Here is a 15422-nt window from a genome sequence, read left to right as displayed (position 1 = left end):
ATGAGCACCTCTTTCGCGGAATACGCTTGGCTCGTCCCGGTATTCCCGCTAGCGGCTTTCGCTATTTTGACGGCTATGGGCAAAGGAGCAAGACAGACCGGCGCGTGGATCGGCACGGTCGCGACGTTCGCTTCGCTCGTCTTGTCGTTATGCATCGCCATAGAAAGACTGGCCGACAATACGCCGGAATACAGCCGGCAATTCGAGTGGCTTCAGATCGGCACGCTCAAGCTGAGCGCGGGATTCGAAGTGACGAATCTAACCTCGCTTATGTTAGTCGTCGTCACGCTCGTCAGCTTCCTCGTCAATTTGTATTCGCAAGGCTACATGAAAGACGACGAGCGCATCTCGACTTTCTTCGCTTATGTTGCGCTGTTCACAAGCTCGATGCTCGGTCTCGTCATTTCCGATAACCTGCTGACGTTCTATATTTTCTGGGAGCTTGTCGGCGTCTGCTCCTTCTTGCTTGTCGGTTTCTGGTTCCAAAAGCCGGAGGCTAAAGCCGCAGCGAAGAAAGCGTTCATCGTCACGAGAATCGGGGATTTGGGCTTGCTCATCGCTCTGCTTCTTCTTTTCTGGTACATGCCTGGTCACGCGCTCGACTTCACGTCGATCCATAACGTATTCGGTACGTCCGGCGGAGTGATCTCGGTGGGCATCACGACGTTGATCGCGTTGTTGATCTTCCTCGGCGCGGTAGGCAAATCGGGTCAATTCCCGTTACATACGTGGCTTCCCGACGCGATGGAAGGTCCTACGCCGATCAGTGCCTTGATCCATGCCGCGACGATGGTTGCGGCCGGCGTGTTCCTCGTCGCTCGCACGTACGACATCTTCTTGGCATCGGACGCTGCGATGAACACGGTCGCCATTATCGGGGCTTTCACGGCAATATTCGCGGCTTCGATCGGTTTGGCGCAGAACGATATCAAACGGATATTGGCCTACTCGACCGTCAGCCAGCTCGGCTACATGATGATAGCGCTCGGCGTCGGCTCGGTATCCGCGGCCATGTTCCACCTATTCACGCACGCCTTCTTCAAGGCGCTTTTGTTCCTCGGCGCGGGTAGCGTCATCCATGGCGCCCACACGCAAGATATTCGAGAAATGGGCGGTCTCGGCAAGACGATGAAGATCACGGCTTGGACGTTCGGGATCGGCGCGCTCGCGCTGTCCGGCATTCCGCCGTTCGCGGGCTTCTGGTCCAAGGATGCGATCTTGGCAGCGGCGCTTGAGAAGAACGGCATATTCTTCGCCGTAGGCGTTATTGCCGCCTTCTTCACGGCGCTGTACATGGCTCGCCTGTTCTTCCTTGTCTTCACCGGCAAGCCGAAGAAGGAAGGCCATGCCCACGAGTCTCCTTCCGTCATGACGATCCCTCTGATCGTGCTCGCAGTCCTGGCGGTCGTCGCCGGCTTCGTGGATACGCCGTTCAAGGGCTGGCTCGGAGAATGGCTGACGGGGGTTGCGCCGGAGGATCACTCCAATGGCATCGTTATGGTCGTCTCCGTTGCGGTAGGGTTGCTCGGTATTTATATCGGATGGCTTATTTATGTCAAAGGCACAGTTCGTCGCGATGCGGTCTCGTCTCGCGCACCGGGCTTGGTTAAGCTGCTCGAGCGCAAATATTATGTCGACGAATTGTACCATTTCTTGTTCGTGAAGCCGCTTCAAAGCTTTGGCAAAGCGCTGCAGTTGTTCGACGATTATATCGTCGACGGGGTCGTTCGCTTGGCCGGTTATTCGACTTCCGCGCTCGGACGTCTCAACTCCCGTCTGCAAGGCGGGCAAGTGCAAACCTATGCGCTTACAGCGTTAATCGGAATCGTCATCCTGGCGCTCGCCATTGCGGGAAGGAGGTTCTGGTAATGCTGGACAACGTACCTATTTTATCGCTCATTACATTTGCACCTTTAGTCGGAGCCTTAATCGTACTCTTATTGCCGAGCCAGCGAAGCCAGTGGCTTCGCATGACGGCGATCGCGTTCACGGTCATTCCGCTCGTGCTGACGCTGTGGCTATTCGCCGCATACCAGCCTTCGATCGGCGGGGCCGTATACACGGAACACGCGACCTGGCTATCGATTCCGCTTAACAAGGAATTGTTGCAGGGAGCCACGTCGTCGTTGCTGAGCTTCGATTACCATCTCGCGGTCGACGGCATCTCGATGCCGCTGTTGCTTCTGACGAGCATCGTTTCTACGATGGCGGCGCTAGCCTCCGTCCATATCCGGAAACGTTGGAAAATGTTCTACGTCTTGTTCTTGCTGCTTTTAACCGGAATCTACGGCGTATTTTTATCTCGCGACCTAATCTTGTTCTTCATCTTCTTCGAAGTAACGCTCATTCCGATGTTCTTCCTGATCGGCATTTGGGGCTACTACGGCAGGGAGAAGGCGGCTACGCGGTTCCTGATCTATAACGGAATAGGCTCGGCGGCGATGTTGCTATCGTTCTTGTTACTCATCGCGACGCTCGGGTTTAGCGCAGTCGACTCGCAAGCGGGCTCGCACATCTTGTTCAGCGGAAATTACGATGTTCTGCTCGCGAATTTATCCGACCCGCAAGCCATGGCCAATTTGACGGTCGATCAGGTCGGCAGCAAAGCGGACTTTATGCTGAACGATAATATGAGATGGGGCGCGTTCATCTTGCTTCTGATCGCGTTCGGCATCAAAGTGCCGATCTTCCCGTTCCATACTTGGATGCTTCGGGTACATACGGAAGCGCCGCCATCGATCGTCATGATTCACTCCGGTATTTTGTTGAAAATGGGCGTATACGGTCTAATAAGGTTCGGAGCGTTTTTATTTCCCGAGCAATTGCAATCTTGGTCGACGGTTATCGCCATATTGGGCGTCATCAACATTTTGTACGGCGCGATACTGGCATGCGTGCAAAAAGAATTCAAGCTCGTACTGGCTTACTCGAGTATTAGCCATATGGGTATCGTCCTGCTCGGAATCGCTTCTCTCGAGGAAGTCGGGCTACAAGGCGCCATCTATCAGTCGGTCTCGCACGGTCTCATCTCCGCGCTGTTATTCCTTATCGTAGGCAGCTTGTACGAGCGAACGAATACGACGCAGTTGGATGAACTCGGAGGCTTGGCTAAGGCGGTGCCGTTCATGTCCGGCATCCTGCTCGTCGGGGGCTTGGCATCGCTAGGGTTACCGGGCTTGTCCGGCTTCGTCGGAGAATTCCTATCGTTCCTTGGTTTATTCGGTTCGATGAAGTGGATTACCGCTATCGGTGCGCTCGGCATACTCTTCGCGGCTATCTATGTGTTACGCAGCATTCTGGGCATTACTTACGGAAGCATGCCGGCGTCGTTCGCGAATATGAAAGACGCGCGCTTCATCGAGGCGCTGCCCATGATCGCGTTAGCGGCGCTGATCGTCCTGCTAGGCGTATACCCGTCCATCTTAACGGACCTGATGCAGAACGGATTTAACGGGCTGCTGGAACAACTTCACACGAGGATGGGGGGTTAACATGGATAGCTTGCAGACTTTAACATGGAGCGATACGTGGTACCTCTCCCCCGAAATAACGTTGTCGATTGTCGCGATCTTGCTGGCGGTCCTCGATCTCGTGTTGCCGAGACGGGTGAGTCGCAACGTAATCGGATGGTTTACCTTAGCGGGGTTGCTCGCGGCGGCGGTATTCGTCATTCTGCTAATCATGGACTTAAAAGACAGCGGAACGACCGACGTGCCGCAACAAGTGGTCAATCTCGTTGGAGGAAGCTACCGGATCGACGATTTCGGCAATTTGCTTAAGCTCTTATTCCTAGGTTCATCGGCGTTCATCGTCTTCTCTTCGCTCGGAACCGTCCGCGACGAGGATGTGCCGATCAAAGGCGAGTTCTACTACCTTATCCTCCCGGCCGTGCTCGGTGCGATGGTTATGTCCTCCTCGGGTGATCTAATCACGCTGTTCGTGGGCCTAGAATTGCTCAGCATTACGTCGTATATACTGGTGGCGGCCCGCAAGCGGTCGAGTCAGTCGAGCGAAGCGGCATTCAAGTACGTCGTAACGGGCGGCGTCGCATCCGCGTTCATCTTGTACGGCATGTCGTTCCTATACGGCGTGACGGGAAGCACCCTGTTGTCGGACATTTATCAGGGCATGGAGAACGCGATGTTAACTAGCGAAGCGCTGTTATACGTCAGCTTCTTCTTAATGATCTCGGGGTTCGCGGTTAAGCTGGCGCTAGCGCCGTTCCACGCTTGGGCTTCAGACGTCTACCAGGGCGCTCCGACGCCGGTGACCGCATTCTTGGCGGTCGTAGCCAAAGGCGCCGCATTCGCTATGCTGTATCGAATCTTCTTCACGTTCATGACGCAATCCTATTTCAGCCAGAACAATGTCATGAGCAACGATGTTTTCTTGGCGCTAGCCGTGCTGGCAGCCGCCGCCATGATAGTCGGTACGGCCGGAGCGTTGCGGCAACGTAACGTTAAGCGACTGCTCGCCTTATCCGGCGTCGCGAACGCGGGCATTCTGTTGACGCCGCTCGTGCTCGGTCTTGCGCCTTTGCACACGTCCCTTTTCAACGAGTTCTTCTATTACCTGATCGCTTACGCGTTCATGAACATCGGGGCGTTCGCGGTGTTGACGATCGTATCGCGGGATACGGGTAACGAGACGATCTCGGGGTTCGCGGGCTTGTACCATCGCGCGCCGTGGACGGTCGTAGGGATGACCGTATTGCTATGCTCGCTTGCCGGGTTGCCTGTTACGGGCGGTTTCTTCGGGAAGCTGTTCATCCTCTTCGCTACCGTGCAGAACAAGACTTACTGGCTAGCTGCGATTTTACTCGTGACCACTGTCGTGTCCTATGCCGTTTACTTCTCGTTCATTCGCCAAATGTACCTCAGAAGCGGCGAAATCGATTCGGGACTTCGGATGACCGTTCCGGCAACGATAGGCATTTGGTTATGCGTGTCGGCAACGCTTGCGCTTGGATTTTTCCCGAAACCGATTATGGAGTGGATCGATCAGGTGTTCTCGTGGCCGTACGATATGTTCGTTTCCTAATAAGACTTAAGTAATGGAGGCTGCCCCAGGCATGAATAACTTGCTTCGGGCAGCCTCTCCGTCTGATGTGACCAAAGACCGATTTTTATGATGAAAGAAGGGAATTGCTGTCGAAAATCGAATGGGATATGTATACCTAATGCAGTCCCAGAAAGCGTGGTTGGAATGAGAAATAGATTCGGGAAGCGCGAAGGAAACATTCGTCCAAGAATGCGCCTAACGCTCTCCGTCATCGCCGTGTGCTGCGCTGCGATGCTGATCATGCCGACCGGGATCGCACGCGAGCGTTCAATATCCATAGGTGAAGTCAGAAGTTCGTCGTTAGTAGAGGTACAAGCCTTGGAAGCCGCGTCCGCTACAGGCACGGCAGCGTTTCTGAAGGATTCGGGATTTATTGAGGCTTGGTCGGCAATATCCGCGGACGTCACGACAACGATTGCCGTCGTGGATACGGGCGTCGACTTCAATCACCCCGGCCTTAAGCCCTTTCTCTTACCTGGCAAAAATCTTGTTAACACGAACCGTCAGCCGCAGGACGACAACGGTCACGGAACCGCGGTAGCCGGTATTATTGCCGCGGTCGCAAGTGCTGGAGAAGCGTCCGGCAAGGTGAAGTGGAAGGGGCGGATTTTGCCGATCAAGGCGCTCGATCAGAATGGCTCCGGCGACGAATCGAAGCTGACGCAAGCGATTAACTATGCCGTCGCGCAAGGCGCGGATATCATCGTGCTGTCTCTCGGGTTAAGGCGGGATGCGCCTAAATTGCGCGAGGCGGTAGCGGAGGCGGAGAGCAAAGGCGTATTGCTGGTTGCGGCTAGCGGCAACGATGCGGCAACTTTAGGTTCCAAGGCGGCGGTGCAATATCCGGCCGCGTATGCGAGCGTTCTGGCGGTGTCCGGCTCAGAGGTGCTTAAGCCGGTTTCGCAGTCGACATCGGGACCCGAGATCGATCTAAGCGCGTCGTGGTCCGTAGACACGCTTGCGATCGGAGGCGGACGTGCGACGATGGTTGGCAGCTCAATGGGTGCGCCGCAAGTTGCGGCCGCTGCGGCGATGCTGATGGCCGCGCATCCGGATTGGAAGCCGGTTCAGGTGCGGGAAGCGCTGCGTGGAGCTGCTTTGAAGTCGGGCTCCGCGGATTGGAACGCGAATATCGGTTACGGCTTTCTTTCCGCGAACAACGCCGTTCGAATGGTCAGCGTTGCGGATTGGCGGGAGCCGAATGATGCGAGAGATCAAGCTTCAACGTTCCCGTTAGGCAAAGAAGTAGCGGGGGCTTGGAGCAGTCAAAGCGATGTCGATTGGTATACGATCGACATTCCTTACGGCGGTACGCTTACCATTAGCAAGGATACGGCTCAGTTTTCCCTATTCGGCGGCAACCCAAGCTCCGTTGAACTAGACCAGAGCGATGACGCGACGCCTGGAGTTGTCCAATGGCTCGTACCTAAAGGCCGCTACTGGTTAAAGGTATCGAAGGCCGCGTCCGGCAAAATCGGCCTGTATCCAGGGTATCGACTAACCTCCGGCTTCGAAATGAACGCGGATGCGAGGGAACCGAACGATTCGGCAACGACCGCCTTTACGTTACCTCCTCGTACGCAGCAATGGACGGGAACGTTCCATCAGCGCAACGACGAGGACTGGACGACGGTTAATGTTCCGAAGGATGGCGAACTCGCGTTGTCGGCTACGACGGATACGGCGAGAATCGATCTGGCGCTCATGATTCAGCCAGCGGGCGGCGCCATGACTATCGTGGATGAACGAGGCGACGGTGGCAGCGAACAGCTGATCATCAAGCAGGCCAAAGCGGGCAAGTATTATATAAGAATTACGAATGCGGTATCCGCAAATCCGGAGCCTGTCATCGGGACGTATACCGCATCACTGGAATATATTACCCAATACGAAGACCCATATGAACCGAACAACAGTCCCGTAACGGCTACGCCGTTATCGTATGGCGAACGATACGAGGGACTCGTTAACCCGGATGATGACGTAGACTGGTATCGTTTTACGCTCTCCGAGCGAAAAAAGATACAATTATCGTTCGGCGGCATTGCCGATGGAACGGTCGTCACGGTCGCATTAAGGGATCGCAAACAGCAAACGCTAAATACCTGGCGCAACGCGAAGGATAACGACTCGCTTGCCGGGGAACGCGTGCTGGAACCCGGTACCTACTATATGTCGATCGAGGCTGACCGCGCGGAACCGAATCAAGCTTATCATTTCATAATGCAAGCGGAAGCGACGCAAGATCCTTTCAGCGATTTGACCGGTTATCGTTGGGCTAGCCCAAGCATACAATCTTTGGTCAAAGCCGGTTGGGTTAACGGCTATCCGGATGGACAATTTCGTCCTGGCGCGTCGTTATCTCGGGGCGAAGCCATCGCAACGCTTGTTCGCGCTTTCGATCTGAAGAAGCCTTCGGCGACGATGCGATTCCAAGATATCGCGCCTCGAAGCTGGCTTTACGATCCGGTCGTTAAAGCCGACCAAGCGGGCTGGCTGGCGTCGTATACGGGCGGGCAGCTTCAACCTGCGACCGAGCTGACGCGAGCGGAAGCCGCAAAGCTGTTCGCAACGGCCTTGAAGCTTGACTTGCCTCAGCGTCCAAAGCAGGTGTTTAAGGACATCCCGGCTAAAGATGAGCTTGCGGCGATCGTAGAAGCGCTTAAAGAGGGGCACTGGCTTAGCGGGTATCCGGACGGAAATTTCAAACCGGATGCAACGATTACCCGGGCGGAATGGTCTGTACTGTTAGCGAAGTTGCTTGAACACAAAGCATAAATGAACGAATTTTCATTTGCCCTAGTCGACGTAGAAGGAATGAATACGCATGCTGGATCAATCGGGAGTGCTCGCGACAGTAGGCTGGAACGGACTGTTCTCCATATTCGTAACGCTTGGGTGCGTGGCCGTTGCCTGGTTCGTACTGCACGAAGTGAACTTCGACAAAATCGTCCGGCACCCCCGAAGCCCGCGAGCGCGCGTGCTGCAGCTGCTTTTCGCGATCGTCTTGGGGCATTCTGCAGCGAGATTTATTCTGGATTATTGGACCTGGGCAGGTACGGTCAAATGGCTGTTCGGCTCGGAGTAACCGTATTTTCGCATAGCGGGAAGTCGGAATGCTCACAATGAATTATAATGCGAATTGGATAATGAGCGGCTTGGACATGCAAGATTTTCGTCGAATGAAGTCGGTTTACGGCAAAACTTGCCGCTTGTGTCATCAAAATCCCGGTGGTATGATGGAATTTGGGTTTTTCAGGGTCGGTCTGAAGTCAAAATGGCTTCGGAATGAATCTATAACGCGCGGAGGGAACCACCCATGAGCAAAATCATCGTCCGCGGCGGACGTACCTTACAAGGAACAGTTCGCGTGCACGGCGCCAAAAATTCCGTCCTTCCGATCCTTGCAGCCGCCTTATTGGCGGAAGAAGGGTCAAGCGTCATTCATGACGTGCCTGCCCTGGACGATGTGAAGAATATCCTGCAAGTGCTCGCGGCTTTGGGGGTTCACGCGCAGCAAAGTGACGGAAGCGTCCGTCTACAAGCTGAATCGTTAATTTCGTATGAAGCGCCTTATGAGTTAGTCAGGAAAATGCGAGCTTCGTTCTTAGTGATGGGACCTTTGTTGGCCCGTCTTGGCAAGGTTAGGATTTCACTTCCTGGAGGATGCGCAATCGGCACAAGACCGATTGATCAGCATTTGAAGGGTTTCGAAGCGATGGGCGCGGAGATCGGATTCGGTCAAGGCACTATCGAAGCCAGCGTGAACGGCAAGTTGCGCGGGGCTAGAATTTATCTAGATATCGCCAGCGTTGGCGCTACGGAAAATATTATGATGGCAGCCGCTACGGCGGAAGGCACGACGATTATTGAGAACGCGGCCAAAGAACCGGAAATCGTCGATCTGGCGAATTTCCTTAATGCGATGGGCGCGATAGTGCGCGGAGCAGGCACGGGCGTCATTCGGATCGAAGGCGTCGAGAAGCTTCGCGGCGTCGAACACCATGTCATTCCGGACCGCGTCGAAGCCGGGACTTATATGATCGCTGCCGCGATCACGGGCGGCGACGTCTACGTTGAAGGCGCGATTCGGGATCATCTGGGTCCGGTCGTCGCGAAGCTGGAGGAAATGGGCGTTCAAATCGAGTGCGAAGAGAACGGCATTCGCGTTATCGCCAAGCATCCGCTTAAGGCCGTTGACGTTAAGACGCTTCCTTATCCGGGGTATCCTACCGATATGCAAGCCCAGATGATGGCGCTCTTACTCGTCGCCGACGGAACGAGCATCGTGACGGAAACCGTATTCGAAAATCGCTTCATGCATGTCGAAGAGCTCGTCAAGATGGGGGCGGAGATTAAAGTAGACGGACGTACGGCGATTATTACCGGCGGCGCGAAGCTGTCCGGCGCTAGCGTGTGCGCTACCGATCTGCGCGCCGGCGCGGCGCTAATCTGCGCGGCGTTGGTTGCTGATGGTAGCACCGAGGTTGGCGGCATTCATCATATCGAACGCGGCTATATGGATCTCGTCAGCAAGCTGGCGGCAATCGGCGCGGATATTTATCGCGCGCCTTCCCCGGAAGAAGTACTCGAAGAAGCTGAGAAAGCGTCCTTGCAGCCGGAGAACCTGTTGCAACAGCTGGAGCAACGCGCATCCGCGCCTGCCGAAGTCATCCGCTCGATGAAGGTTCAACCAACGTTAGCCTAGCTCGATGAAGGTTCAACCAACGTTAGCCTAGTACTTATTCATACGGTAGTTTTACGAATCCCTCTGCCTTCGGGCAGGGGGATTTTTTTTTTGGGGGTTGGGTAACCAATGCCGCAGCGCCAGCTCAACGGTCTATGAGACCACTAAATAGTCGAACTACCACCATCGCGCGAGTTCATCGGTCTGTGAGACCGTTGAACCGTTATACCATCACCATCACACTCGCTCAACGGTCTGTGAGACCACTGAACCGCCAAACCAACGCCACCGCATCCGTTCAACGGTCTGTGAGATCGCTGAACCGTCAAACCACTATTCTCACGGTCGCTCAACGGTCTGTGAGACCGTTGAACCGTTAAACCACCATCATCACGGTTGCTCAACGGTCTATGAGACCGTTGAATCGTCCAACCACAACCATCGTGTCCGCTCAACAGCTTATGAGACCGTTGACCTGCCAAACCAACACCACCACGCTCGCTCAACGTTCCATGAGACCGCTGAACCGCTAAACCACCAACACCGCGTCCGCTCAACAGTCTGCGAGACCGTTGAATCGCCAAACCACCAGCATAACGCAAGCTCAACAGTCTGCGAGACCTTTTAACCGCCAAACCAACACCGCCGCTTCCGCTCAACAGTCTGCAAGACCGTTGAACCGCCAACAACCATCTTCACACTCGCTCAACGATCTATTAAACCGTTGGGTTTTATTTTGTAACGACAAACGCGTGATCCAATTGATGCAGATTCCAGAATATCCATCTCCAGCAACTCGTGAAGCTGTTTACGTACAAACTTCTCTTTTCTACCTACCAGACCACAGGCTTGTTCAACCGAGAAAGCGGAGCCCGACCGTATTGCAAACCGAACTATCTCTCTTTGGTAAACGTTCAATCCCTCCATGTTCGAATGTTCTGCACCATACCAAATAACCAGCATACGGCGGAGCGTATTTTGGCAACCGATCGGATTTTCCTTTAGCTTGTCTATAGAGAAACGAAGGATGTTCCAATCGGCCAAGACTATATCATTCTGGCGATCGAGGTCCCTGGAAAACTTATCCCTATCGATGTCCCTAGCATGAGAACCGAAGCTGTCGGATTCAAGGGCGGCGGGCCGAGGCAAGCGAACGTACGCCAGATCGATATAGTAATAGCCCCCTTCGCTGTTGATGAATTCATACTCAGGGTACAGATGATCGAGGTTACCTATAACCGGCCACCATGCCTGCTCGAGTAGCAATTTTTCTCCGTAACCGTGTTTCTTCGTCAGCCTGCGCAATCGCTCCCCGCTTGCTTCAGACTTATGTCCAGCAAGCCATTCCGCATAAACCTTTTCAAACTTACTCATCCACAATCGCCTCTCCCTGGGCAAAAAAATAACCGCCCGACGCCCCGAATAGGGGAGTGGACGGTGTGCTTCACGCGTATAAACAAAACATATACCAAATTAGTCGCTTCCGCAAGAGTAAGCTAATCATGTTAAATACGGAGAGTTGGAACGCTGCATCCTAGAAATTTGACGCTGTAACGGTGCGAGACGAGGTTAGAACGCCGCATCCTAGGAGATTGACGCTGTAACGGAATGAGACGAGGTTAGAGAGTAGCATCCCCCATTTATGAACATCCCCACATCTCGTTCTAGCTCCTCTCACTCTTGCATATTTTGAGAGCATTGGAGTTCACGGATAGAGGTGAGTCGGAATGAGGCAAAGGGTAATGGGAAAATGGTTTATGCCATCCGGCGAGCTGAAGTGGGACGTGCTGGGCGGCGCATTCGCGGGCGGCGCGGCTATAGCGATTACGGCATGGATCATCATTCATCTTAGCGGCGCATCCGCTGGGAATACGGCGATCCCGTATACGCTGCAGTCTGAGAATACGGCTTACGTCACGACGGATGAGAGGCCAACGAGCAATACCGATAACGGTAACGCACCAAGCAACCCCAACCGCCATAATAGCAGCAACACCAATACAACCGAAAGCGCCGCGGTACCAGATGAGAACCAACCTAACATAAGCGTATATATATCGGACAAGCGTAAGGTCGAGAACGTGCCGTTAGAGCAATACGTGCTCGGCGTAGTCGCGGCGGAGATGCCTTTGGAATTCGAGCAGGCCGCGTTGGAAGCGCAAGCGATGGCAGCGCGGACCTATATCGTGCGTAGATGGATAGCGGACAATAGAGAGGGCGTGCCGGACCGCAAAGCGCTCGTAACCGATCAAGTGACGCATCAAGCCTATTTGTCCTTAGCAAAAGTGAACGCTTTGCAAGAGACGAATCCGGAGGGGCTGCGCAAAGCTCGGCTGGCGGTAGAGCGTACGCGCGATCTCGTGCTCACTTACGAGGACCAACCGATCGAGGCGTTATTTTTCTCGGCTAGCAATGGCTATACGGAAGATTCGGAGGAAGTGTTTCCTAACAAGCTACCTTACCTTCGCGCGGTACCAAGCCCCGGGGACAAAGAGAGCGTCCATAACTCGGTAGAGACGGTCTCGATGTCTTTGCAAGATTTTTTCGCCAAGTTGGATGTCTCCGCGTTCGCCGTACTAGGCAAAGGGGCGAGCAAGCCTAACATACGCGTGCTAGAGTGGACGGAAGGTCATCGCGTGAAACTATTGCTAGTCGGCTCCGTCAAGCTCACGGGCGAAGAGGTTCGCGGCAAGCTGGGACTTCGTTCGGCGTCGTTCGATTGGAAGATAAAAGACGGCCAAATCCGGATCACGACTTACGGGAACGGCCACGGGGTCGGCATGAGCCAATGGGGAGCCGAGGGCATGGCCAAGGAAGGCAGCAGCGCCGAGCAAATCGTGGAACACTACTATTCCGGAGCGCGAATCGCTGAAGCTTCGAAGCTACCGGAATACGCCAATCGCATTTCCTAACTATAAAAATTGCAATCTTTCAACCCGAACAGGTATAAAACCTCTTCACCTGGTAAGAATGCTTTACTGAGGTGATGATAACAATGAATGATGGAAACAACAAAACGCCACGCAAGATCGAAGAGTCTTCTAAGTCGGTAGTAGGATCGTCTTCCGCTGTCAGGCCTTCCGGATGGAAAAAGCTGCTCTCCAAACGCTGGGTCTTCCCTGCAGCTTACATGGCCGCGGCAGCAATCATCGTAGCGATTCTCTGGGTGTATTCGGGGACGGGCAAAGACGAAGCCAAGCAAACCGTTACCGATCCGACAGAGGTCAATGGCGATGCGACGACCGGCGCGAAAGACTCGGATGCCGCACCAGTAGTAGCGAATACTGAAACGCTACGCTGGCCGGTAGACAAAATGGAAGACATGAAGACGACCATGCCGTTCTACGACGAATCGGCATCCTTGGAAGCTCGCGAAGCTGCCATGGTAGAGTACAAGGGCAACTTCAAACCGCACATGGCTATCGACCTGGCACGAGAGGACGCCAAAACGTTCGACGTACTCGCGGCGCTTAGCGGAGAAGTCACGGTAGCGGAGCAAACGCCTAACAACAACTTCGTAGTGGAAATCAAGCATGCCGACGGTCTCGTAACCGTCTACCAAAGCTTGGATAACCTGCAAGTGAAAGTCGGCGACCAAGTCGAGCAAGGCGATCTGATCGCGACTGCCGGCCAAAGCGAGCAAGAAGCAAGCGAAGGGTACCACGTACACTTCGAGGTTCGCAGCAACGGCAACTCGGTAAATCCCGCATCTTTGATCAAGGCAGAAAATAAATAACTAGCAATTGAAGAAAAATACGCCCCTGCTGTCTAGCAGGGGCGTATTTTTGCTATTTTAGCGACAAGAGTACTAGAAAATGCCCGCAAAGTGTCGTTTAGTAGCGAATTTGCACTAAGACTTTATATCGACAAATCTATAAAATCTATGGCATAATTTTTAACATAAGAAATCGTTCGGACAACTTGATCGCGAGCATAGAAAAGGTGGGAAATGAAGTGAGGTTAGTAGGAATCGCGGAGCTAGAAAGCGGGGACGTGCTAGGCAAAGCTGTACACGGTCGCAATGGAGTCGTTATGCTTGAAGCCGGCACCGTGCTGACCGAACAATATATCAATCGTCTTAGAAATCTTCGGATTAATGCCGTACATCTGTTACCGCGTATTAACGGAGGGAGCGACTCTTCGTATCGTAGCGGCAAGGTGCCCCCGTCGTTCTTTGACCCGCATTGGATTCGGCCTGATATCGATAGAATGAAGGACGACGATAAGGCAAGGGAGAAGGCGGTCAAGCTCGTCGCTGATTTCGCGGACAAGGGACTTATGCAGGATCGGCTTATTTTGCCGGTGCCGGAAGAGAAGTTTCGCGCCAACTTCCGTGACGTGCTCCATGAGATCGCGTCGCGAAGGGAGTTCGCGGAAGAACTCGGCGTCATGATGTTGACGGATCCCATCCTGTTCAATCACGCCATGAACGTAACGCTGTGCGCGGACATAATTGGCACGGCCAAAAATTTCGATAGCGCCAAGATGTACGAGCTCTCGCTAGGCGCGTTGTTCTCCGACATCGGGATGACCAGACTGCCGATGGAACTGACGAAAGTCAACCGCGCGCTTAGCGAAACCGAAATCAAGATGGTGCGCCAGCATACGACCGAAGGCTACCATTTGCTTAAAGGAATGAAGGATGTGCCGACTTCTTCGGCCCAGATCGCGTTATTGCATCACGAGCGGTATAGAGGAGAAGGATATCCGCTCGGCGTTAAGCAGGAGGGAATACCCGAATTCGCGCAAATCGTCGGGCTCGCGGACGTGTACAACGCATTGATCTCCCCGCGTCACCATCGCAAACCGTTCGCGCCAGGCGAAGCGACGGAATATTTATTCGCCTCCGGCAATTACGATTTCGATCTTTCGCTCGTGCAAGTGTTCCTGAAGTACTTGACGATATATCCGATCGGATCGGTCGTAAAGCTGAGCACCGGACAGATCGGAGTCGTATTGGAGACGGCAGGTCGTCCCATGAACCGTCCGGTCGTGCAAATCTTTTGCGAAGCGAACGGTACGGTTGCTAAGCTGCCCTATATCTTGGATTTGCAGGAGCTTAATAATGTCGTAATCACCGGCAAAGCCGACAAATAAACGAATCCAAGACGGTTCAAAGGCGGAAGGGATCCCCCCTTCCGCCTTTTCGTATAGGGCTTAAGAAGCAAGAATCGGGACTTTCCTAGCTTGTCAGGCTTGGCAACAAAGAATAAGTGAACGCGCCCCTCATATACTGTACCAATCAATCACAGCAGGGAGGCGGGAGCGTGCACGACTATATCAAGGAACGCACGATTAAGATTGGCCGATGCATTGTGGAGACGCGCCATACGGTGCGTACGATAGCCAAGGAATTCGGCGTCTCCAAAAGCACGGTGCATAAAGACCTGACTGAGCGTTTGCCGGAAATCAATCCCGATTTGGCGGACCAAGTAAAGCACATTCTTGAGTACCATAAGTCGATACGGCACCTCAGAGGCGGGGAAGCTACCAAGATCAAATACAAAAAGACGACTATCAAAAAACGGGAGGTTATGACAGTAGGCAAAGCATAATTTTTGGAACTTTGTCGACGAAAAGAAGGGTTTGCAGCATTCGCGGCGAATATTATACTATTACGATACCGCTTCATATTCAGTAGCAGACATTCCATACGTTGTGAGGGATCCTAAAC

General features: G+C 53.7%; 11 protein-coding genes. 10 read left to right on the top strand and 1 reads right to left on the bottom strand.

Annotation, left to right across the window (positions count from 1 at the left end; all coding sequences use genetic code 11):
* From nuoL to murA, 6 genes are all read left to right on the top strand, one after another.
* On the top strand, window positions 1–1869 hold the full coding sequence (nuoL, locus tag ACFPQ4_RS16720; protein WP_378113006.1) for an NADH-quinone oxidoreductase subunit L: 1869 nt from the start codon (window positions 1–3) through the stop codon (window positions 1867–1869).
* A complete protein-coding gene (locus tag ACFPQ4_RS16715) occupies window positions 1869–3491 on the top strand; it encodes a complex I subunit 4 family protein (RefSeq protein ID WP_378113005.1) in 1623 nt (540 codons plus the stop codon). Before nuoL ends, ACFPQ4_RS16715 begins: the two co-directional genes overlap by 1 nt.
* 1 nt (window position 3492) lies before the next feature.
* Entirely contained in the window at window positions 3493–5040 is a 1548-nt protein-coding gene (locus ACFPQ4_RS16710) for an NADH-quinone oxidoreductase subunit N (RefSeq protein WP_378113004.1), read from the top strand.
* A 165-nt stretch (window positions 5041–5205) separates the two neighbouring features.
* A complete protein-coding gene (locus tag ACFPQ4_RS16705) occupies window positions 5206–7839 on the top strand; it encodes a S8 family serine peptidase (protein WP_378113003.1) in 2634 nt (877 codons plus the stop codon).
* 49 nt (window positions 7840–7888) lie between these two features.
* Complete coding sequence (locus ACFPQ4_RS16700; protein WP_378113002.1) at window positions 7889–8149, top strand: DUF1146 domain-containing protein; 261 nt, start codon at window positions 7889–7891, stop codon at window positions 8147–8149.
* A gap of 231 nt (window positions 8150–8380) precedes the next feature.
* Window positions 8381–9769: a UDP-N-acetylglucosamine 1-carboxyvinyltransferase gene (gene murA / locus ACFPQ4_RS16695; protein WP_378113001.1), complete on the top strand. Its 1389-nt coding sequence runs from the start codon at window positions 8381–8383 to the stop codon at window positions 9767–9769.
* A 684-nt stretch (window positions 9770–10453) separates the two neighbouring features.
* Here the strand turns inward: murA and ACFPQ4_RS16690 are convergent.
* On the bottom strand, window positions 10454–11122 hold the full coding sequence (locus ACFPQ4_RS16690) for a DNA-binding response regulator (RefSeq protein ID WP_378113000.1): 669 nt from the start codon (window positions 11120–11122) through the stop codon (window positions 10454–10456).
* A 368-nt stretch (window positions 11123–11490) separates the two neighbouring features.
* On the opposite strand from ACFPQ4_RS16690, the gene spoIID reads away from it, so the two are divergent.
* The 4 genes from spoIID to spoIIID all read left to right on the top strand — a co-directional run bounded on the left by spoIID (window position 11491) and on the right by spoIIID (window position 15303).
* Window positions 11491–12660 (top strand): stage II sporulation protein D, encoded by a 1170-nt coding sequence (gene spoIID, locus ACFPQ4_RS16685; protein WP_378112999.1) that lies wholly within the window; start codon window positions 11491–11493, stop codon window positions 12658–12660.
* Window positions 12661–12743: 83 nt separating this feature from the next.
* The gene (locus tag ACFPQ4_RS16680) at window positions 12744–13484 is read left to right on the top strand and encodes a peptidoglycan DD-metalloendopeptidase family protein (protein ID WP_378112998.1); all 741 of its coding nucleotides are present in this window, start codon (window positions 12744–12746) and stop codon (window positions 13482–13484) included.
* A gap of 218 nt (window positions 13485–13702) precedes the next feature.
* Window positions 13703–14845: an HD-GYP domain-containing protein gene (locus ACFPQ4_RS16675; RefSeq protein WP_378112997.1), complete on the top strand. Its 1143-nt coding sequence runs from the start codon at window positions 13703–13705 to the stop codon at window positions 14843–14845.
* A 170-nt stretch (window positions 14846–15015) separates the two neighbouring features.
* A complete protein-coding gene (gene spoIIID / locus ACFPQ4_RS16670) occupies window positions 15016–15303 on the top strand; it encodes a sporulation transcriptional regulator SpoIIID (RefSeq protein WP_378112996.1) in 288 nt (95 codons plus the stop codon).
* The last annotated feature ends 119 nt before the right edge of the window (window positions 15304–15422 follow it).

The organism is Cohnella yongneupensis, from assembly GCF_042655785.1.
Taxonomy (GTDB): Bacteria; Bacillota; Bacilli; order Paenibacillales; family Paenibacillaceae; genus Cohnella; species Cohnella yongneupensis.
The sequence above is the reverse complement of the archived record's forward strand: the minus strand, read 5'-3'. Positions and strand labels throughout refer to the sequence as shown.

Coding starts and splice junctions, on each gene's coding strand:
- ACFPQ4_RS16690 (WP_378113000.1), bottom strand. CDS start 11,122: ATGAGTAAGTTTGAAAAGGTTTATGCGGAATGGCTTGCTGGACATAAG.
- nuoL (WP_378113006.1), top strand. CDS start 1: ATGAGCACCTCTTTCGCGGAATACGCTTGGCTCGTCCCGGTATTCCCG.
- ACFPQ4_RS16705 (WP_378113003.1), top strand. CDS start 5,206: ATGAGAAATAGATTCGGGAAGCGCGAAGGAAACATTCGTCCAAGAATG.
- ACFPQ4_RS16680 (WP_378112998.1), top strand. CDS start 12,744: ATGAATGATGGAAACAACAAAACGCCACGCAAGATCGAAGAGTCTTCT.
- ACFPQ4_RS16700 (WP_378113002.1), top strand. CDS start 7,889: ATGCTGGATCAATCGGGAGTGCTCGCGACAGTAGGCTGGAACGGACTG.
- ACFPQ4_RS16715 (WP_378113005.1), top strand. CDS start 1,869: ATGCTGGACAACGTACCTATTTTATCGCTCATTACATTTGCACCTTTA.
- murA (WP_378113001.1), top strand. CDS start 8,381: ATGAGCAAAATCATCGTCCGCGGCGGACGTACCTTACAAGGAACAGTT.
- ACFPQ4_RS16710 (WP_378113004.1), top strand. CDS start 3,493: ATGGATAGCTTGCAGACTTTAACATGGAGCGATACGTGGTACCTCTCC.
- spoIID (WP_378112999.1), top strand. CDS start 11,491: ATGGGAAAATGGTTTATGCCATCCGGCGAGCTGAAGTGGGACGTGCTG.